Here is an 18,049-nt window from a genome sequence, read left to right on the forward strand (position 1 = left end):
TCAGGTGTCAGCGACTGGCTGTGAGGCGTGGTCGGATGCACGGGCGGATGCACGGCGCGTCACTGCAGCAGCCATCAACAACTGGATCATGCCCTGCTCGAGGATGCTGTTGGCCGGCCGGAAGGTCACCTCGCCGAGCACGGGATGGTGCTGCGAGCTCCGCGGCGAGCCAAGCCATGCGGCGTCCGGCAGCAGGCCTGGTGGCACGTCTGTTGGTGGCACGTCCGTTGGCGGCACGCCTGCTCGCGGGGTGTCAGACAGCGTGTCAGGCGGGACGTCTGAGGGCATGGTCGGACGACCGATCCGGGGCCCCGGCGGCGCTCCCGCCACGAGCGGCCCAGTCCGGACGGCGTATCGGTGGCCCGTGGGCGTGGTGACCGCCAACCGGTCACCGTCCGAGGCATGGGACCACGCCGGGTTCTCCTTGGAGTAGTTGCAGCGGGCACACAGCCCGGAGGCGTTCGAGGCGCTGGTGGCCCCGCCATCCCGGTACGGGGTGACGTGGTCGACGTGCTTGACCGGAGCATCGCAGTAGGGGGTGCGGCAGGTGTCATCCCGCACCAAGATCATTTGGCGCAGGGCTCCGCTGAAGGTGCGGCGCTTCGAATCCATGGCCACGAGCTGTCCGGACGTCGGTTCCGTGTACAGCCGGCGGAGGAAGACCTCCGCCTCCGAATCCGTGATGACCTTCCGGGCCACCTCTGCCGGCAGGGGGCCGTGTCCCACCAACCACGCCGGTGTCTCGGACTCTCCCGACTGGTCCGGGTCCGACTGGTTCTGGTGCGATTGGTTCTGGTGCGATTGGTTCTGGTGCGATTGGTTCTGATCCGATTGGTCTCCGTCCGATGTGTTCTCACCGAACCCGTCTTGGCCGGACCCGCCGGACTCGGTGGAACCCCAGAGCGACCGGTCCGTCATGACCAGATGGATCTCTACTGGCACATCCTCGGCACGGTCCTGTCCGGTGATGCGTTCCACGAGGAGGTCGGCCATGATCTGGTCCTGGGTCCGCTGTGCCGTGTCCCCCGTGCCGACGGTGGTGGCCGCGGACTTCTTCAATCGACCGAGACAGCCGACGGCCTGAGCCATCGGGAGCAGTGCCGTCAGGTAGGCCATGCCGCCGGGGGCCGGTCGCACCGAGACCCGGCGTTCGCGCTCAGACCGGTTCATCTGTTCCACGGCGGAGGCCTGGTCCAGCCGTTGAGCGTGGGCCCGGGCCACGCCGGCCAGCCTCTTGACCCCCAGCTCCTCGAGCTGGTCCGCCATGACTTCGTCCACCTCCCGGCGGTCCTCCACCGAGAGCCACGCGGTCTCCCGGCACATGATGGTGGCCTTCCACTCGGAGATGGCCCCACGCGTCAGGGCGGCCAGGGTGTGCGGCATCTCCTCACACAGGGCCCGGGCCAGGCCCAGATCCCTGGATCCGGTGTTCGGTGACTCCCGGCGGGCCAGGGCCACCTCCGCAGCCAGCCCGCGGCCACGCTCCCTGCGGGGCACTCCCTGCTCCGCCTCAGCCGCGGTCCTCAACCCATGCAGGACTACTGTGGTCCGGGCCTGCGCCGCCGCACACGCCGCCTTGAGCTCCTCCAGAGCGCGGATCAGGTCCACCGCCGCGACCTCCGAGATCGGCGCCGGCAGGGCCGCCAGCTTCGACACGCAGGACAGCACCTCCGCCACATCGGCAGGGATAGCGGACGGAGGAACGGAGACATCAGGGATGGCAGTCATGGTGGCCGCAGGGTCAATGGAGGCGGCGGGGTCAATGGAGGCGGCAGGGGTGGCAGGGCCGGCAGAAACGCCGATCGCAGGGGCTGTGGAGGCAGGATCACACGTCGCGGGGAACACCGCGGCGGCCGGCGCTATTTCTCCGCCGGCCACGACCGCGTTCCGCACCGCCCGCACCCCATCTTCGAACATGTGTACTACTCTACGCAGGGCTCCGGACGCCGTAAAGACCCCAACACCGGCCTGTGGATACTCCATGAAGAGGCTTGTCGGACGTAGCGGCAGGACCTGGTGGGAGACGAGATCTGAGGGAGAGGGCGGCTAGGGCAGGTCGACCGGGTCGATCCGGACGCGCACCGGTTCCGTCAGTCGTCGGGCGCTGGCGGCGGACCGCGCGGCCCGCAAGGCCTCGACCACGGTCCGGGCGGCGCCATAGGGGAAGAACAGCAGCGCCCGGTGCCGCGGCGGGTCCGCCGCACCACCCAGACCACCCGGGCCACCCGCACCGTTCGAGCCACTTGCACCGGCACCAGCCCCCGCACCGCCCGCAGCTCCACCCGTCGACGTCTCCACGGGCACCGGACCGATCCACGGCAATTCCTGGGCCCCTCCCGGGAGCTCCACCAGGTCGATGAAGGACACCACGGCGTCGAGCGGCCCGGAGACCTCGGCCATGCGGACCGCGGGCGGCAGGTGCAGTTCGCGACGCTCGGCCAGCTGGCGGGAGGCGTACCCGGACGGATCCATGCGGACCAGCGCCCCCACCACGTCCTCCTGGGAAGCCGTCACCACCACCACGCCGCCGTGGTCACGGGGCCGCACCAGGGCCGCGGCGGCGAACCACCGGGCCAACACCTGGCCCGGTGTCCTCAACCCCTCACGCAGCAACTGCGAGTCGCCGTCCAGCAGCAGGGCCGCCGCGTAACCCCCCTCGGCCACCGGCTCCGCGCCGATGGTGGCCACCACCAGGGCCGGTGTGCCGTCCACGGTGGACAGCATGTGGTCCCCCGAGGAGGACAGCACGGGCGTGTTCGGGAAGGCCCGACCGAGCTCCTCGGCGGTCCGGTCCACACCCCTCGAGCCGGCCCGCAGTCGCGGTGACTCACATTCCGGGCAGGCGTACTCGCGCTCCCGCCGCCCGCACCACCGGCAGGCGGTCTCGTGGCGGGCCGAGGCCGTGCGGTCGGGGAAGCCCAGTGGCCCGGTGCAGTGCCGGCAGCGGGCCGGCGTGCCGCAGTCGAGGCAGGTCAACGCGGGGATGAAACCGCTGCGGCCCACCTGGACCAGCACCGGGCCGGGATCCCCGTGCCGTCCCTCCAGGCCTTCACGGGCGGTCTTCCACGCCGCCTGGGGCAGCCGGGCCCGGGCCAGCAGGGGGTCACGCTCGGTCTCCCACGAATCGGCGGTGGAGACCACCCGCGGGGTGGCCGCATGGATCGTGGTACGGTCCACCCCGAACTCGCCCAGCCATCCCGACTCGACCATCCGCTGCACCTCGGGGGTGCGCGTCGTCGAGGCCAGCAGCAGGCCGGCGCCGGCCAGCTCGGAGCGCAGCAGGGCCACGTCCCGCACATGCTGGTACGGCGAGCGTTGCTCGGCATGCAGCGAGTCGTCGTCGTTCCAGACGGCCACCAGGCCGGGATGCTCCACGGGGGCCCAGATCGCCGATCGCGTGCCCACCGCGATCTTTCGCAGGCCGCGGCGCAGCTGCAGGAACGCGCGGTACCGAGGGGTGGGGCCGTCGTCGGCGGTCAGGCGGGCATAGCCCGCGGTGCCCACCCGGGCGTCCAGGGCCCGGCACAACCGGTCCAGGTCCCGCTGGTCGGGGACCACCACGACGGCGGCCCGGCCGGCTTCGGCGGTCCGTGCGGCGGCGTCGGCGAGCAGGGCGGCCGCATCCCAGCCTCCGTGCGCGCTCGGCACGGTCAGCGCGGCGCGCGGCCCTTCACCGGCGGCCACCTGTTCGAAGAACGCCTCGGCACCGTGCAGCCGTGTCCAGTCGAAGCGACCCTTCTGATCGGGCCCGTCGGCCGGCTCTGTGGCGATGGTGGCGGCGGTTCCAGCTCCGGTGCCGGTGGCCTCCGGCGACTCGGCCTCAGCGTTCAGTGCCTTCTCCACCTTGACCACGCGCGGCGGCACGGCCACCCGGAGCACGTCGGCCACGGTGCCGGCGTATCGGGCTGCCACGGCGCGGGCGAGGTCCCGTACCTCCGGCGTCAGCACCGTCTCCGGGGAGACCACGGCCCGCAGGGGCAGCAGCTTGGCGCCGGTAGCGGGTTCCGCCCCCCGGGACATCAGCCATCCCAGCACGTCCTGGTGGCCGAAGCGCACCTTGACCCGCACGCCCGGGCGGGCGTCGGCGTCCAGGGCCCGCGGGACGAGGTAGTCGAACTCCCGGTCCAGGTGCGGCACGCCCGAATCCAGCAGGACCCGGGCCACCGGCTCGTCCGGCCAGCCGCCGGCCACCTCCGGCAGCCCCATGACCGGTGGCGGGACGGGTAGGTCGAAGAGGGGCTCTCCGGTCACCAACCGATCCGTTACCGGCCCACGGCGGCGCGCAGGGCGTCCACGCGGTCCAGGCGCTCCCACGTGAAGTCGGGGTCCTCGCGGCCGAAGTGCCCGTGGGCGGCCGTCTTGCGGTAGATCGGGCGCAACAGGTTCAGGTCCCGGATGATGGCCAGCGGGCGCAGGTCGAAGACCTGGTTGACGGCCTTGATGATGGTCTCCTCATCCACCGTCCCGGTGCCGAAGGTGTCCACGTAGAGCCCCACGGGACGCGCCTTGCCGATCGCGTAGGCCACCTGGAACTCGGCCCGCTCGGCCAGTCCGGCCGCCACCACGTTCTTGGCGACCCAGCGCATGGCATACGCGGCCGAACGGTCCACCTTGGAGGGGTCCTTGCCGGAGAAGGCGCCACCCCCGTGGCGGGCCATGCCCCCGTAGGTGTCCACGATGATCTTGCGGCCGGTGAGGCCGGCATCGCCCACCGGCCCGCCGATCACGAACTTGCCGCCGGGGTTGATGATGAAGGTGGCCCCGCCGGTCTCCAGGCCGGAGTGGGCCAGGACGGGGCGGATGACGTGCGCGATGACGTCCTCGCGCAGCTGGTCCAGGGCGACCACGTCCAGGTGCTGGGTGGAGACCACCACGGTCTCCACGGTCTTCGGCTGACCGTCCTCGCCGTAGCCCACGGTGACCTGGGTCTTGCCGTCCGGCAGCAGGTACGGCATGGGGCCGGCCTCCTGGTTGCGGACGGTGGTGAGCCGCTCGGAGAGGCGGTGGGCCAGGAAGATGGGGGCGGGCATGTAGGCGGGGGTCTCGTTCGAGGCGTAGCCGAACATGATGCCCTGGTCGCCGGCGCCCTGGCGGTCCACGTCGTCGACCGAGCCGTCGCGGGACTCCAGGGAGGTCTGCACCCCGGCATGGATGTCCGAGGACTGCTGGCCGATCGAGACGTTGACGCCGCAGTTGGCGCCGTCGAAGCCGTTGGCCGAGGAGTTGTACCCGATCTCCAGGATGGTCTCCCGGACGATGTGGGGGATCTCCACATAGGCGGAGGTGTTGACCTCGCCGGCCACCTGGACGAGGCCGGTGGTCGTCAGGGTCTCCACGGCGACCTTGGCGGTGGGGTCCTGCGCCAGGATCGCGTCCAGGATGGCATCGGAGATCTGATCGCAGATCTTGTCCGGGTGTCCGCTGGTCACGGACTCGGAGGTGAACAGGCGGAGGGCACCGCTGCCGACCCCGCGGTAGGACTCGTAGTCTTCGGGTTCCGGCAGGGCGTCGTTCTGTGCGTCAGTCACTGATCCATCCTATCCAGCCGCGCCTGCTGATCCAGCAGTCCGGCCAGTTCGGTGACGATGGCGGCCCCCACGTCCCGCTTGTCCCCCGCCGCAGCCACGGCGTCGCGGCCGTCCGCGAACAGCATGGTGACCTCGGTGGTGTCCTGGCCGAAGACCTTGTCCCGGCCCACCTGGTTCACCACGAGCATCTCGCAGCCCTTGCGGGCGAGCTTGGCGGCGCCGAACTCCAGCACCGAGGTGGTCCCGTCACCGGTCTCGGCGCCGAAGCCCACGATCACCCCGGGCATCGGTTCGCCGGCGGTCCGTGCGCTGACGGTGTCCGCCAGGATGTCCTGGGTGCGCTCCAGGTGGATCACCGGATTGGACCCGTCCTCGGCCTTCTTGATCTTGGCCTCGGCGTACTGGGCCGGACGGAAATCGGCGACGGCGGCCGCCATCACCAGCGCATCGGCACCGGGCGCGTGGGTCAGGACCGCCTCGTGCAGTTCCCGGGTGGACTCGACCCGGACCACCTCGGCGCCGGCGGGGGGCTCCACGGACATGGCCCCGCCGATGAACGTCACGGTGGCGCCGGCGGCCAGGGCCGCCTCGGCCACGGCCACGCCCTGCTTGCCGGAGGAGCGGTTGCCGAGGTAACGGACGGGGTCCAGGGCCTCGCGTGTTCCCCCGGCGGTCACGACGACGGTGCGTCCGGTCAGCGGGCCGGTGCCCGTCTGGGCGCTGTCTTCAGTGCCTTCAGCGCCTTGAGCGCGAGGTCGGCTGGGTCCGGCCACGGCGAGGCCATGGGTTTCGGCGAGACGCAGTGCCTCGGCCCAGATGCGGTCCGGCTCGGGGAAGCGGCCGGGTCCGGTATCCGTGCCGGTGAGCCGTCCCGAATCCGGGTCGAGGATGCTCACTCCGCGTTCCCGCAGGGTCTGGACGTTGGCCACGGTGGCCGGGTGCAGCCACATCTCGGTGTGCATGGCCGGGACCATCAGCACCGGGCAGGTGGCGGTCAGCAGCACATTGCCCAGCAGGTCCGGCGCCAGCCCGGCGGCGGTGCGGGCCAGGGAGTCGGCGGTGGCGGGGGCCACCACCACGAGCTCCGCCTCGCGTCCCAGCCGGACGTGGTTGACCGATTCCACGGCCTCGAAGGTGTCCGTCCGCACGGGGCGGCCGGAGAGTGCCTCCCACGTGGCCCGGCCCACGAAGTTCAGGGCGGCCGGCGTGGGCACCACATCCACCTGGTGCCCCGCCTCCGTCATCAGACGCAGCAGCAGGGCGGATTTGTAGGCGGCGATCCCGCCGGTGACTCCGAGAACGATCCTCATGGGATCCAACCTAGTCGGCCTGTCCCCGGAGTCCGAAACCCAGCAGCTGACCGTGGGTCAGGCCTGCTGGTCCTCTTCCGTCCCGCCGTCGGCGGATTCGGCAGCCTCGGCCACCTCGGTGTCACCGGTCGCCACGAAGTCGGTGATCTCTGCGGCGGAGTCCAGACCCACGCCCTCGGCCGAGAACGCGTCGTCGGAGAAGTCCGTCTCGGCCGACCCGGCCAGTTCGAACGGGGCGAAGTCACCCTCGGTCTCGGCGGCGAGCTGCTCCTCCGTCATCGGGGTGGCCACCAACAGGTCCGCCTCGATCTCCCGCATGGAGATGGACAGCGGCTTCTCGTTGAGCTTGGTGTCCACCAGCGGGCCGACGTACTCGAACAGGCCCTCGTGGAGCTGTGAGTAGTAGGCGTTGATCTGGCGGGCTCGCTTCGCGGCGAAGAGCACCAAGGCGTACTTGGAGTCAACTTTCTCCAGCAGGGTGTCGATGGGTGGGTTGACGATGCCTTCGTACTGTTCGGTCACAAGATCTCCACGGTTGCTGATGAATGGTCTACGGGTTGCCGGCGGTCCTATCGGCGCTCGTGGGGGTCCAATCCCATGATGCGGACCAGCTCCTGCGCGGCGCGTTCCACGGTGTCATTGACCACCACGGCGTCGAATTCCGGCTCGGCAGCGAGTTCCAGTCTAGCCGTTTCCAGCCGCCGCTGCTGTTCCTGCTCGGATTCCGTGCCCCGGCCGACCAGCCGATGCACCAATTCGTCCCAGTCAGGTGGCGAGAGGAAGACGAATGTGGCCTCGGGCAAGGCCTCCCGGACCTGGCGCGCCCCCTGCAGGTCGATCTCCAGCAACACGTGCTGTCCCTCATCCAGGGCCCGCTGCACCGTGTCCCGCCGGGTGCCGTAGCGGTTGACGCCGTGCACCACCGCCCATTCCAGCATCTGGTCCTGGGTCACCAATTCGTCGAAGTGCTCGGGCTCCACGAAGAAGTAGTGCTCCCCCTCGACCTCTCCGGGCCGCGGACCGCGCGTGGTGGCCGAGACGGAGAGCCAGACCTGGGGGTAGTTCTCACGGATGAACCGGGAGACGGTGCCCTTCCCGACGGCGGTGGGTCCCGCGAGCACCGTGATGCTCGGCCGTCCCTCGGCCGAGGCGGCCTGGTGTTCGGGCCGGAGGCTGACCGGGCGGGCTGCGGGGACAGCCGGAACAGCGGGAACAGCGGGTCTGTCGGCTGAGGTCACACGATCTCCTGGCTGGGCGGTTCAGCCCGGTGGCGGGCTACCGGCCAATATAGGCGATGAGTGCCTCCCGCTGCCTGCGGCCCAGGCCACGGAGGCGCCGATTGGGAGATATGCCACAGGTCTCCATGATCTTGGCGGCCCGCACCTCCCCCACCCCCTGCAACGTCTGCAGGAGGTCCACCGTGCGCATGCGGCCGATCGCGGCGTCTTGGTCGGCCGCCGTGAACACCTGTTCGAGGCTGCTCTTCCCCGAACGGAAGGAGTCCTTGAGTTCGGCCCGCGCAGTCCGGGCCTGCAGCGCCTTGCTGCGCGCCGCCTCCCGTTCAGCGGCCGACAATTCCTTCAGTGCCATCTGTTTCACCTCGGGGACTAGGGTGTGCCAGACACGGCAACGTCGCCGTGACTTGGACGTAAGGTACCCGATGTACCCCGTTCAGGTCTGCAGTCCATGGCCTGGTGCGCAAACTTTACCGAACGGTGACCATCTATTCGGTCAGCTCGTCCACGGCACCCCGGATGCCCTCGCGCAGTCCCGCGGCCGAGGGGCCGCGGGCCAGGATCGCCCGGCTGGAGGTGGCCAGCACGGAGGGCCAGGCGGCACCGAAGCCGGTCCGCATGGACGCCGCGGTGGCACCTTGTGCACCGAATCCCGGGGCCAGCAGGGCACCCCGCACCCCCGCCAGGTCCAGGCCCAGCCGGGCCGCCTGGTCCGCCACGGTGGCGCCGACCACGAGCCCCACCGGGCCCAGGGCCGGACGCGCCCCGCCTGCTCGGGCTGCCGGGGCCACAGCGCTCACGGCGGCTCCCTCGAGGGCGCGGGCGTTGTCTCGGGTAGCTGCCTCGGCGATGGAGCGCGCCACCGAGCCCTCCACTCCCCCGGCGTGCTGTACCGCGGCGCCCTCCGGGTTGGAGGTCAGCGCCAGGATGAAGACCCCGCGCCCGGTGGCCTCGGCCAGGTCGACGGCCGGGGCCAAGGAGCCGTAACCGAGGTAGGGGCTCAGCGTCACGGCATCGGAGGCCAGGGGCGAGTCGTCGGCCAACCACGCCTCGGCATAGCCGGCCATGGTGGACCCGATGTCACCCCGCTTGGCGTCCGCGATGGTCAGCACCCCGGCATAGCGGGCCTGCCGGAGCAGCCGCTCCAGCACGGCCAGCCCCGCAGAGCCGTGGCGTTCGTACAGCGCCACCTGCGGCTTGACGGCCGCCACGGTGTCCACGGCCGCCTCGAGTGCGGTCTGCGAGAAGCGCTCCAGACCCACGGGCGTGTCCGGGAGGTCCCAGTCCGCCAGCAGCTGCGGGTGCGGATCGATCCCCAGGCACAACGGGCCGGCTGCGTCCATCGCGGCCGCCAGCCGGGCACCGAAGGGCACCCGGCCGGCGTCGTGCACGGGCACGGCGGCTCCGGATGAGCTGCTCACGAGGCGGTCCCGGACCGTTCGATCGCAGCGGCCAACCGCGCGTCGTGCTGCTGCAGGGAGGTGACGTCCCACTCATACTCGCGCATGGCGTCGATGGCCTGGATGGCGGCCCCGAACAGGGCGAGGGTGGTGATCATCGGCACCCCGATCGAGGTGGCGGCGGCCCGGATCTCGTAGCCGTCCCCGCGGGACTCCCCGCCGGAGGGCGTGTTCAGCACGAGGGAGATCTCCCCGGCTTCGAGCCGGTCGAGGATGGTCCCGCCGGTACCGGTCCCTCCGTCATCTGCGGCGTCCGCGATCTTGCCGATCACCTCGGCCTGCACCCCGTTGCGGCGCAGCACCTCGGCGGTGCCGCCGGTGGAGACGATGTTGAAGCCCAGATCGATCAGCCGCTTGACGGGCATCACGATCCCCCGCTTGTCCCGGTTCGCCACGGAGACGAACACGGTGCCGGAGGTCGGCAGGGGGTTGTTGGCGGCGGCCTGGCTCTTGGCGAAGGCGGTGTCGAAGTACTTGTCGATCCCCATCACCTCGCCCGTGGAGCGCATCTCGGGGCCGAGCAGCGAATCCACCACACGGCCTTGGGGGGTGCGGAACCGGGCGAACGGCAGCACGGCCTCCTTCACGGCCACGGGGGCGTCCAGCGGCAGGGTGGAGCCGTCGTGGCCGGTGGGCAGCATGCCGTCGGCCCGCAACTCCGCAATGGACGTCCCGGTGCCGATCAGGGCCGCCGCCTTGGCCAGCTGCACGCCCGTCGCCTTGGACACGAAGGGCACCGTGCGCGAGGCACGGGGATTGGCCTCGATCACGTAGAGCACATCCGAGGCCAGCGCGAACTGGATGTTGATCAGACCGCGCACGCCCACACCGGCCGCGATGCCCAGGGTGGCCTCACGGACCCGGGCCAGCGTGTCCGGTCCCAGGTTGATCGGGGGCAGGGCGCACGCCGAGTCGCCGGAGTGGATGCCGGCCTCCTCGATGTGCTCCATGATGCCGCCGATGTACAGATCAGTGCCGTCGTAGAGGGCGTCCACGTCGATCTCGGTGGCGTCCTCGAGGAAGCGGTCCACGAGGACCGGGTGGTCTGCCGTGATCTCCGTGGCGTTCTCGATGTACCGGGCCAGGGACTGCTCGTCGTAGACGATCTCCATGCCGCGGCCGCCGAGGACGTAGGAGGGACGGACGAGGACCGGGTAGCCGATCTCATCCGCCACCCGCTTGGCGTCCGCGAAGGAGACGGCGGTGCCGTTCTTCGGCGCGACCAGCCCGGCCTCGTCCAGCACGCGGGCGAACTCGCCGCGGTGCTCGGCGAGGTCGATCGCCTCCGGAGAGGTGCCCAGGATCGGCACACCGGCGTCCGAGAGCTGCTGGGCCAGCTTGAGCGGGGTCTGGCCGCCGAGCTGGACGAAGACGCCGAGCACGCCGCCCGAGCGCTCCTCCGCCGCGATGACCTCGAGGACGTCCTCGAGGGTCAGGGGCTCGAAGTAGAGGCGGTCCGAGATGTCGTAGTCCGTGGAGACCGTCTCCGGGTTGCAGTTGACCATGACGGTCTCATAGCCGGCCGCCCGCAGCGCCAGCGAGGCGTGCACGCAGGAGTAGTCGAACTCGATGCCCTGGCCGATCCGGTTGGGCCCCGAACCGAGGATGATGACCGAGGGCTGGGCGTGGTCCGTCACCTCGTCCTCGAGGTCATAGCTGGAGTACCGGTACGGGGTGTAGGCCTCGAACTCGGCGGCACAGGTGTCCACGGTCTTGTACACCGGGCGGATGCCCAGCGCGTGGCGCACCCCGCGGACCACAGCGGGGTCCATGTGCCGCAGCTGGCCGATCTGCTCATCCGAGAAGCCGTGGCGCTTGGCGTGGCGCAGCACGGCGGCGTCCAGCTCGGTGGCGGCGGTCACCTCCGTGGCGACCTCGTTGATGAGCATCAGCTGGTCCAGGAACCAGGGATCGATCGCGGTGGCGTCGAACAGCTGCTCGATGCTCGCGCCGCCGAGCAGGGCGCGCTGCACCTGGGAGAGGCGGTCCGTCGTCGGGATCCTGGACTGCTCGATCAGCGTGGCGACCTCGGCCGCGTCCGGGATCTCGAAGGACAGCTCGGCGCCCCGCTGCTCCAGGGAGCGCAGGGCCTTCTGCAGCGCCTCGGTGAAGTTGCGGCCGATCGCCATGGCCTCACCCACGGACTTCATGGTGGTGGTGAGCGTGGGGTCCGCGGCCGGGAACTTCTCGAAGGCGAACCGCGGGACCTTGACGACCACGTAGTCCAGGACCGGTTCGAAGGAGGCCGGGGTCTTCTGCGTGATGTCGTTCGGGATCTCGTCCAGGGTGTACCCGAGGGCCACCTTGGTGGCGATCTTGGCGATGGCGAAGCCGGTGGCCTTGGAGGCCAGCGCGGAGGACCGGGACACCCGCGGGTTCATCTCGATCACGATGATGCGCCCCGTGGCCGGGTCCACGGCGAACTGGATGTTGCAGCCGCCCGTGTCCACGCCGACCTCGCGGATGATGGCGATCGAGATGTCCCGCATCTTCTGGTATTCGCGGTCCGTCAGTGTCATGGCCGGAGCCACCGTGATGGCGTCGCCGGTGTGCACCCCGACCGGGTCGAAGTTCTCGATGGAGCAGATCACCACGACGTTGTCGTTGCGGTCCCGCATCATCTCCAGCTCGTACTCCTTCCAGCCGAGGATCGACTCCTCGAGCAGGACCTCGGAGGTCGGGCTGTACTGGATGCCGGCACCGGCGATGCGGCGCAGGTCCTCCTCGTTGTAGGCCAGGCCGGAGCCGAGCCCGCCCATGGTGAAGGACGGGCGGACCACCATGGGGTAGCCGAGGGTGTCCGCGGCCGCGAACGCCTCGTCCAGGGAGTGGACGATCACGGAGTTCGCGGATTCGGCGCCACAGCGCTCCACGACCCCCTTGAACTTCTCGCGGTCCTCCCCGAGTTCGATGGCCTGGATGTTGGCCCCGATCAGTTCGACGTCGTACTTCTCCAAGACCCCGTTCTTGTCCAGCGCGATGGCGGTGTTCAGGGCGGTCTGGCCGCCGAGGGTCGGCAGGACGGCGTCGGGGCGCTCAACGGCGATGATCTTCTCGACGACCTCCGGGGTGATCGGCTCCACATAGGTGGCATCCGCCAGTTCGGGGTCGGTCATGATGGTGGCCGGGTTGGAGTTGACCAGGATGACGCGCAGGCCCTCATCCTTGAGGACCCGGATGGCCTGGGTGCCGGAGTAGTCGAACTCGGCGGCCTGGCCGATGACGATCGGGCCGGAGCCGATGACCAGGACGGACTTCAGATCGGTGCGCTTGGGCATCGTGGCTCAGGCTCCTTCGGCGGGCTGGGAGGTGGTGGAGGAGGCGGTGCCGGACATCAGGGCGATGAACCGGTCGAACAGCGGGACCGAGTCATGGGGTCCGGCGGCGGATTCGGGGTGGAACTGCACGGAGAAGGCCGGGCGGTCCAGCAGCCGCAACCCCTCGACCACCTGGTCGTTGAGGGACCAGTGCGAGACCTCCACCCGGCCGTACTGCGACTGGGGGGCCGTGATCGGATCGCCCAACGGTGCGTCCACGGCGAAGCCGTGGTTCTGCGAGGTGATCTCCACCCGGCCGGTCGCCTTGTCCATGACGGGCTGGTTGGGCCCGCGGTGGCCGAAGGGCAGCTTGTACGTCTCGAAGCCGAGCGCCCGGCCGAAGACCTGGTGGCCGAAGCAGATGCCGAAGAACGGCAGTCCGGCGTCCAGGACCCTCCGGGTCAGGGCCACCTGGTCATCGGCCGTGGCCGGATCCCCGGGCCCGTTGGAGAGGAAGACGCCGTCCGGGTCCAGCGCCGTGATGTCCTCGAACGTGGCGGTGGCGGGCAGGACGTGGAGTCGGATGCCCCGGGCCGCCAGGTGGAGCGGGGTGGCGGCCTTCAGGCCGAGGTCGAGGGCCACCACGGTGTGCAGGGGTTCTCCCGTCCAGCCGTGATCGGCGGGCTCCACCACATAGGGTTCCGCCGCGGTGACCTCTTCGGCCAGCCGGGCACCGGCCATGGACGGCTGGGCCGCCACCTCGGCCACGAGGTCGGCGAGGGGCCGCTGGGCCGCCTCCCCGGAGAAGATCCCGGCCTTCATGGAGCCTGCGGAGCGCAGGTGCCGGGTGATGGCGCGGGTATCCACCCCCTGGATCCCGACGACGCCCTGGGCCTCCAGCTCCTCGTCCAGGCTGCGCTCGGCGCGCCAATTCGACACCCGGCGGGCGGCATCACGCACCACGTAGCCGGCGGCGAAGACGGCCCGGGACTCGGCGTCCTCGGTGTTCACCCCGGTGTTGCCGATGTGCGGGAAGGTCTGCACGATGATCTGCCGGGCGTAGGAGGGGTCCGTCAGGGTCTCCTGGTAGCCGGTCATGCCGGTGGTGAAGACGGCCTCACCCAGGGTGGTGCCGGTCTGACCGTAGGCGTGGCCGTGGTGGGCGGTGCCGTCGGCCAGGACCAGCACGGCGGGCGTGCGGTTCAGTAGGCTCACGAGTTGTTCTCCATCTGCGGGTCGGTCGTCGGGTCTGTGGTGGGGTTGATCAGTTCTCGGAGGGCGGCCAGCAGCGGGTCTCGGTCCGGTGAGGTGCGGGTCCGGAAGCCGGTGGAGACCTCCTGGCCGCCCAGCATCCAGGTCACCGCCACGAGGCCGTCCTTCTCCACGAACTTGCCGCTCATGCCGGAGGCCAGGCCCGCCTCACGCAGGTCCGCCCGGGGGATGAACAGGTTCGGGCTGCCCTCGCGGAACAGGGCCACCCCGGAGTCGTGGACCTCCAGCCGGGCATTGGTGCGCAGCCCCAGGCCGTGGACCGCGACCCGGTCCAGGTAGTCCTGGCCGCGGACGGTGGCGACGTACATGCCTTCAGCACCAGCCAGCGGCTCGGAACCCAGGACGGATTTCGGCACGGCGGCCGGAGCCGCCAGGTCCTGCTGGCGTCGCTTGCGGTGACGCCATCCCCACCACATCAGGGCCACGAAGACCACCAGTCCGATGCCGGTCAGGATCCCGATGAGGGTGTATTCGGCGCTGAGGTCCTCGTTCACTGCTGGGTGGTTCCTGTCTGGCGGTTCGTGCGCGGCGTGGCCAGGGCCCGGTCACGCACCACCGGGTGGCCGTGGTTGAACACGTCGGTGACCTGGCCGGGCAGTTCCATCCCGCGGTAGGGGCTGTTGCGGGACTTGGTGGCGTGGGTGTCCGGGTCCACGGTCCGGGTGACTCCAGGGTCGTAGACCGTGAGGTTGGCCGGGGCTCCGATCTCGAAGACCCCCGCCGGGGAGATCCGCCCCTGGTCGGCCACGCGGGCGATGCGGGCCGGCGTCGAGCTCAGGATCCGGGAGATCCCCGCCCAGTCCATCAGGCCGGTGTCCACGAGGGCCAGTTGCGCCACGGGCAGGGCGGTCTCCAGCCCCGTCATGCCCATGGCGGCCACCGTCCACTCGCATTCCTTGGTCTCCGCGGTGTGGGGCGCGTGGTCCGTGCCGATGGTGTCGATGGTGCCGTCCGCCAGCCCCTCGCGCAGCGCCATGACATCGGTCTCGCGGCGCAGCGGCGGGTTGACCTTGTAGACCGGGTTGTAGGTCCGGACGAGCTCCTCGGTCAGCAGCAGGTGGTGCGGCGTGGCCTCGGCGGTGACGTCGATCCCGCGTTCCTTGGCCCAGCGGATGATCTCCACCGACCCGGCGGTGGAGACGTGGCAGACGTGCAGCCGGGAGCCCACGTGCTGGGCCAGCAGCACGTCCCGGGCGATGATGGCCTCCTCCGCCACGGCCGGCCAGCCGGCCAGGCCGAGCATGGAGGACAGGGCCCCCTCGTTCATCTGGGCGCCGTCGGTGAGCTTCGGCTCCTGCGCGTGCTGGGCGATCACGCCGTCGAAGGCCTTGACGTACTCCAGGGCGCGGCGCATCATCACCGGGTCGGCCACGCACATGCCGTCGTCGGAGAACACCCGGACCCGGGCCCTGGACTCGGCCATCGCGCCCAGCTCGGCCAGGCGTTCCCCGCCCAGGCCCACCGTCACGGCGCCGACCGGGTGCACGTCACACCAGCCGGCCTCACGGCCCAGCTGCCAGACCTGCTCGACGACGCCCGCCGAGTCCGCGACCGGCGTCGAGTTGGCCATGGCGTGGACCGAGGTGAAACCGCCGAGCGCCGCGGCGCGGGTCCCCGTCTGGACGGTCTCCGCGTCCTCACGGCCGGGCTGGCGCAGGTGGGCGTGCAGGTCCACCAGGCCCGGCAGGACCACCCGGTCCCGGGCGTCGAGCACCTCGGTGCCGGCCGGCGTCGGGAGATCCTGCCCGACGGCGGCCAGCAGGCCGTCCTCCACGAGGACATCCGCGGTGGTGCCGTTCGGCAGGGTGCCGCCGGTGATCAGGTACCGGTTCGGAGGTGTGGGGCTCATGCGGGCTCCTTCTGGTTCAGCAGCAGGTAGAGGACGGCCATCCGGACGGAGACGCCGTGGGCGACCTGTTCCAGGGCGGTGTTGCGGGCGGAGTCCGCGGCCGCGGCCGAGATCTCCAGGCCGCGGTTCATCGGGCCGGGATGCATGATCACGGCGTCCCGGACGCCGGAGGCCTCGATCACGGCCAGTCGCTCGTCCGTCAGCCCCCAGGACCGGGTGTACTCGGCGGCGGAGGGGAAGAACGCGTCGTGCATCCGCTCGGACTGCACCCGCAGCATCATGACGGCGTCCGGGGCGGTGGCCAGGGCCGCATCGAGGGAGTACGTCACGGTGCAGGGCCAGTCCCCCGCCCCGATCGGGATCAGGGTGGGGGGCGCGGCCAGCGTGACCTCGGCCCCCAGGGTGGTCAGCAGCCACAGGTTGGAGCGGGCCACGCGTGAGTGCAGGATGTCCCCGACGATCACGACCTTCATCCCGGCCAGGTCGGTGCCGTGCGGTGCGATCCCGTTCCGTTGCGCCAGGTGCCGGCGCAGCGTGAACGCGTCCAGCAGTGCCTGGGTGGGATGCTCGTGCGTGCCGTCACCGGCGTTGATCACGGCGGACCGGATCCATCCGGAGTCCGCGAGCTGGGCGGCGGCGCCGGAGCCCCAGTGCCGCATCACGATCGCATCGGCGCCGATGGCCTCGAGTGTCTGGACGGTGTCCTTGAGCGACTCGCCCTTGGACACCGAGGTGCCCTTGCCGGAGAAGTTGATGACGTCCGCGCTGAGCCGCTTGGCAGCCGCCTCGAAGGAGATGCGGGTGCGCGTGGAGTCCTCGAGGAAGAGGTTGACCACGGTGCGGCCGCGCAGGGCGGGAAGCTTCTTGACCTCGCGGCCGGAGACGGCGGACATCTCCTCCGTGGTGTCCAGGATCCTCAGGGCCTCTGAGTGGGAGAGGTCCTGGGTGGAGAGCAGGTGCTTCACCGCGCCGCCTCCCCTGCCGCCGGTGCCACGTCCAGGATGGAGACGGCGTCCTCGGGGTATTCCGCCCCGTCGACCTCGACGAGCCGCACCTGGACACGCTCGGCGGTGGAGGTGGGCAGGTTCTTCCCCACGAAGTCGGCTCGGATCGGCAGTTCGCGGTGGCCGCGGTCCACCAGGACGGCCAGGCGCACGGCCGCCGGGCGGCCGAAGTCGTTCAGGGCGTCCAGGGCGGCGCGGATGGTGCGTCCGGAGAACAGCACATCGTCCACGAGCACCACCGTGGCGCCGTCGATGCCGGCGGTCGGCAGCCGGGTCGGTGCGGGGGTGCGGGAGATGGAGCGGCGGAGGTCGTCACGGTAGAGGGTGACGTCCAATTCCCCGGTCGCGGCGGCGGCGTCGAAGCCGGCTTCGATCCGGCCGAGCTTGGCGGCCAGCCGTTCGGCCAGCGGGACGCCACGGCGCGGGATGCCGAGGACCACCAGGGATTCCGGGCCCTTGTTCGACTCCAGGATCTCGTGGGCGATCCGGGTCAGTGCCCGGTCGATGTCCGCCGCGGTCAAGACCTGACGGACAGTACGCACAGCGCGGCTCTCAGGCTGCACACGTGCCTCCTTCCCCGCCTCACAGGACGGAATTTAAAGGAATCGCATCCCCTGCTGGGGCGTGTTGGTCCGCCGTCCACCCTAGCACCGCGGCCGATGCGGTCGGCTCCGCGACGGCCGCATGACGTGGCCGTGGGCCGTGCTGGGGCGGCGTCTCAGTCGAGCAGGGTCGGCTTGAGCTGCTGGAGCCGGCCCAGCAGGCCGTTGACGAAGTCCGGGGAGTCGTCCGTGGAGAGCTCCTTGGCCATCGTGACGGCCTCGGACACGGCCACCCGGTCCGGCACGTCGTCGTTGAACAGCAGTTCCCAGGCACCGATCCGCAGGATGGCCCGGTCCACTGCGGGCATCCGGTCCAGGGTCCAGCCCTGGGCGTAGGAAGACAGGATCTCATCGATCCGCTCCTGTTCGGCCACCACGCCCTGGGTGATCTCCACGGTGTACGGGTTGATCACCTGTTCCGTGGACGTGCGGCGGGAGCTGACCCCCGCTTCCGGGGCGGTTCCGCGCTGCTCAGCCTCGAAGAGGATGTCCAGGGCGCGCCGCCGTGCTTTTCCTCGTGCACTCACTGATC

15 protein-coding genes are annotated in these 18,049 nt (G+C 70.7%); all 15 read right to left on the reverse strand.

Annotation, left to right across the window (positions count from 1 at the left end):
* Window positions 1-1,917, reverse strand: coding sequence for a DUF222 domain-containing protein (locus tag ACSU1G_RS09950; RefSeq protein WP_439279760.1), 1,917 nt, complete (start codon window positions 1,915-1,917; stop codon window positions 1-3).
* A gap of 129 nt (window positions 1,918-2,046) precedes the next feature.
* Window positions 2,047-4,251, reverse strand: coding sequence for a primosomal protein N' (locus tag ACSU1G_RS09955; protein ID WP_439279761.1), 2,205 nt, complete (start codon window positions 4,249-4,251; stop codon window positions 2,047-2,049).
* An 11-nt stretch (window positions 4,252-4,262) separates the two neighbouring features.
* Entirely contained in the window at window positions 4,263-5,504 is a 1,242-nt protein-coding gene (gene metK, locus ACSU1G_RS09960; RefSeq protein WP_439279955.1) for a methionine adenosyltransferase, read from the reverse strand.
* Between the two features lie 20 nt (window positions 5,505-5,524).
* The gene (locus ACSU1G_RS09965; RefSeq protein WP_439279762.1) at window positions 5,525-6,838 is read right to left on the reverse strand and encodes a bifunctional phosphopantothenoylcysteine decarboxylase/phosphopantothenate synthase; all 1,314 of its coding nucleotides are present in this window, start codon (window positions 6,836-6,838) and stop codon (window positions 5,525-5,527) included.
* A 57-nt stretch (window positions 6,839-6,895) separates the two neighbouring features.
* A complete protein-coding gene (rpoZ, locus tag ACSU1G_RS09970; protein ID WP_439279763.1) occupies window positions 6,896-7,360 on the reverse strand; it encodes a DNA-directed RNA polymerase subunit omega in 465 nt (154 codons plus the stop codon).
* 47 nt (window positions 7,361-7,407) lie between these two features.
* The gene (gmk, locus tag ACSU1G_RS09975; RefSeq protein WP_439279956.1) at window positions 7,408-7,965 is read right to left on the reverse strand and encodes a guanylate kinase; all 558 of its coding nucleotides are present in this window, start codon (window positions 7,963-7,965) and stop codon (window positions 7,408-7,410) included.
* A gap of 148 nt (window positions 7,966-8,113) precedes the next feature.
* Window positions 8,114-8,428 (reverse strand): integration host factor, actinobacterial type, encoded by a 315-nt coding sequence (gene mihF, locus ACSU1G_RS09980; RefSeq protein WP_439279764.1) that lies wholly within the window; start codon window positions 8,426-8,428, stop codon window positions 8,114-8,116.
* 133 nt (window positions 8,429-8,561) lie between these two features.
* Window positions 8,562-9,494: an orotidine-5'-phosphate decarboxylase gene (pyrF, locus tag ACSU1G_RS09985; protein ID WP_439279765.1), complete on the reverse strand. Its 933-nt coding sequence runs from the start codon at window positions 9,492-9,494 to the stop codon at window positions 8,562-8,564.
* Window positions 9,491-12,811, reverse strand: a complete 3,321-nt coding sequence (gene carB / locus ACSU1G_RS09990; protein WP_439279766.1) for a carbamoyl-phosphate synthase large subunit — start codon at window positions 12,809-12,811, stop codon at window positions 9,491-9,493. Before carB ends, pyrF begins: the two co-directional genes overlap by 4 nt.
* Before the next feature lie 6 nt (window positions 12,812-12,817).
* The gene (gene carA, locus ACSU1G_RS09995) at window positions 12,818-14,005 is read right to left on the reverse strand and encodes a glutamine-hydrolyzing carbamoyl-phosphate synthase small subunit (protein ID WP_439279767.1); all 1,188 of its coding nucleotides are present in this window, start codon (window positions 14,003-14,005) and stop codon (window positions 12,818-12,820) included.
* The gene (locus ACSU1G_RS10000) at window positions 14,002-14,556 is read right to left on the reverse strand and encodes a PH-like domain-containing protein (RefSeq protein ID WP_439279768.1); all 555 of its coding nucleotides are present in this window, start codon (window positions 14,554-14,556) and stop codon (window positions 14,002-14,004) included. The genes carA and ACSU1G_RS10000 overlap by 4 nt, the downstream gene beginning before the upstream one ends.
* Window positions 14,553-15,911 (reverse strand): dihydroorotase, encoded by a 1,359-nt coding sequence (locus ACSU1G_RS10005; RefSeq protein ID WP_439279769.1) that lies wholly within the window; start codon window positions 15,909-15,911, stop codon window positions 14,553-14,555. The genes ACSU1G_RS10000 and ACSU1G_RS10005 overlap by 4 nt, the downstream gene beginning before the upstream one ends.
* The gene (locus ACSU1G_RS10010) at window positions 15,908-16,876 is read right to left on the reverse strand and encodes an aspartate carbamoyltransferase catalytic subunit (RefSeq protein ID WP_439279770.1); all 969 of its coding nucleotides are present in this window, start codon (window positions 16,874-16,876) and stop codon (window positions 15,908-15,910) included. The genes ACSU1G_RS10005 and ACSU1G_RS10010 overlap by 4 nt, the downstream gene beginning before the upstream one ends.
* A complete protein-coding gene (gene pyrR, locus ACSU1G_RS10015; RefSeq protein WP_439279771.1) occupies window positions 16,873-17,478 on the reverse strand; it encodes a bifunctional pyr operon transcriptional regulator/uracil phosphoribosyltransferase PyrR in 606 nt (201 codons plus the stop codon). The genes ACSU1G_RS10010 and pyrR overlap by 4 nt, the downstream gene beginning before the upstream one ends.
* A 155-nt stretch (window positions 17,479-17,633) precedes the next feature.
* Window positions 17,634-18,044 carry a transcription antitermination factor NusB gene (gene nusB, locus ACSU1G_RS10020; protein ID WP_439279772.1) on the reverse strand — a complete coding sequence of 137 codons (411 nt, stop codon included), beginning with the start codon at window positions 18,042-18,044 and terminating at the stop codon, window positions 17,634-17,636.
* Between the last annotated feature and the right edge of the window lie 5 nt (window positions 18,045-18,049).

The sequence above is a fragment of the Microbacterium sp. A93 genome (assembly GCF_051842835.1).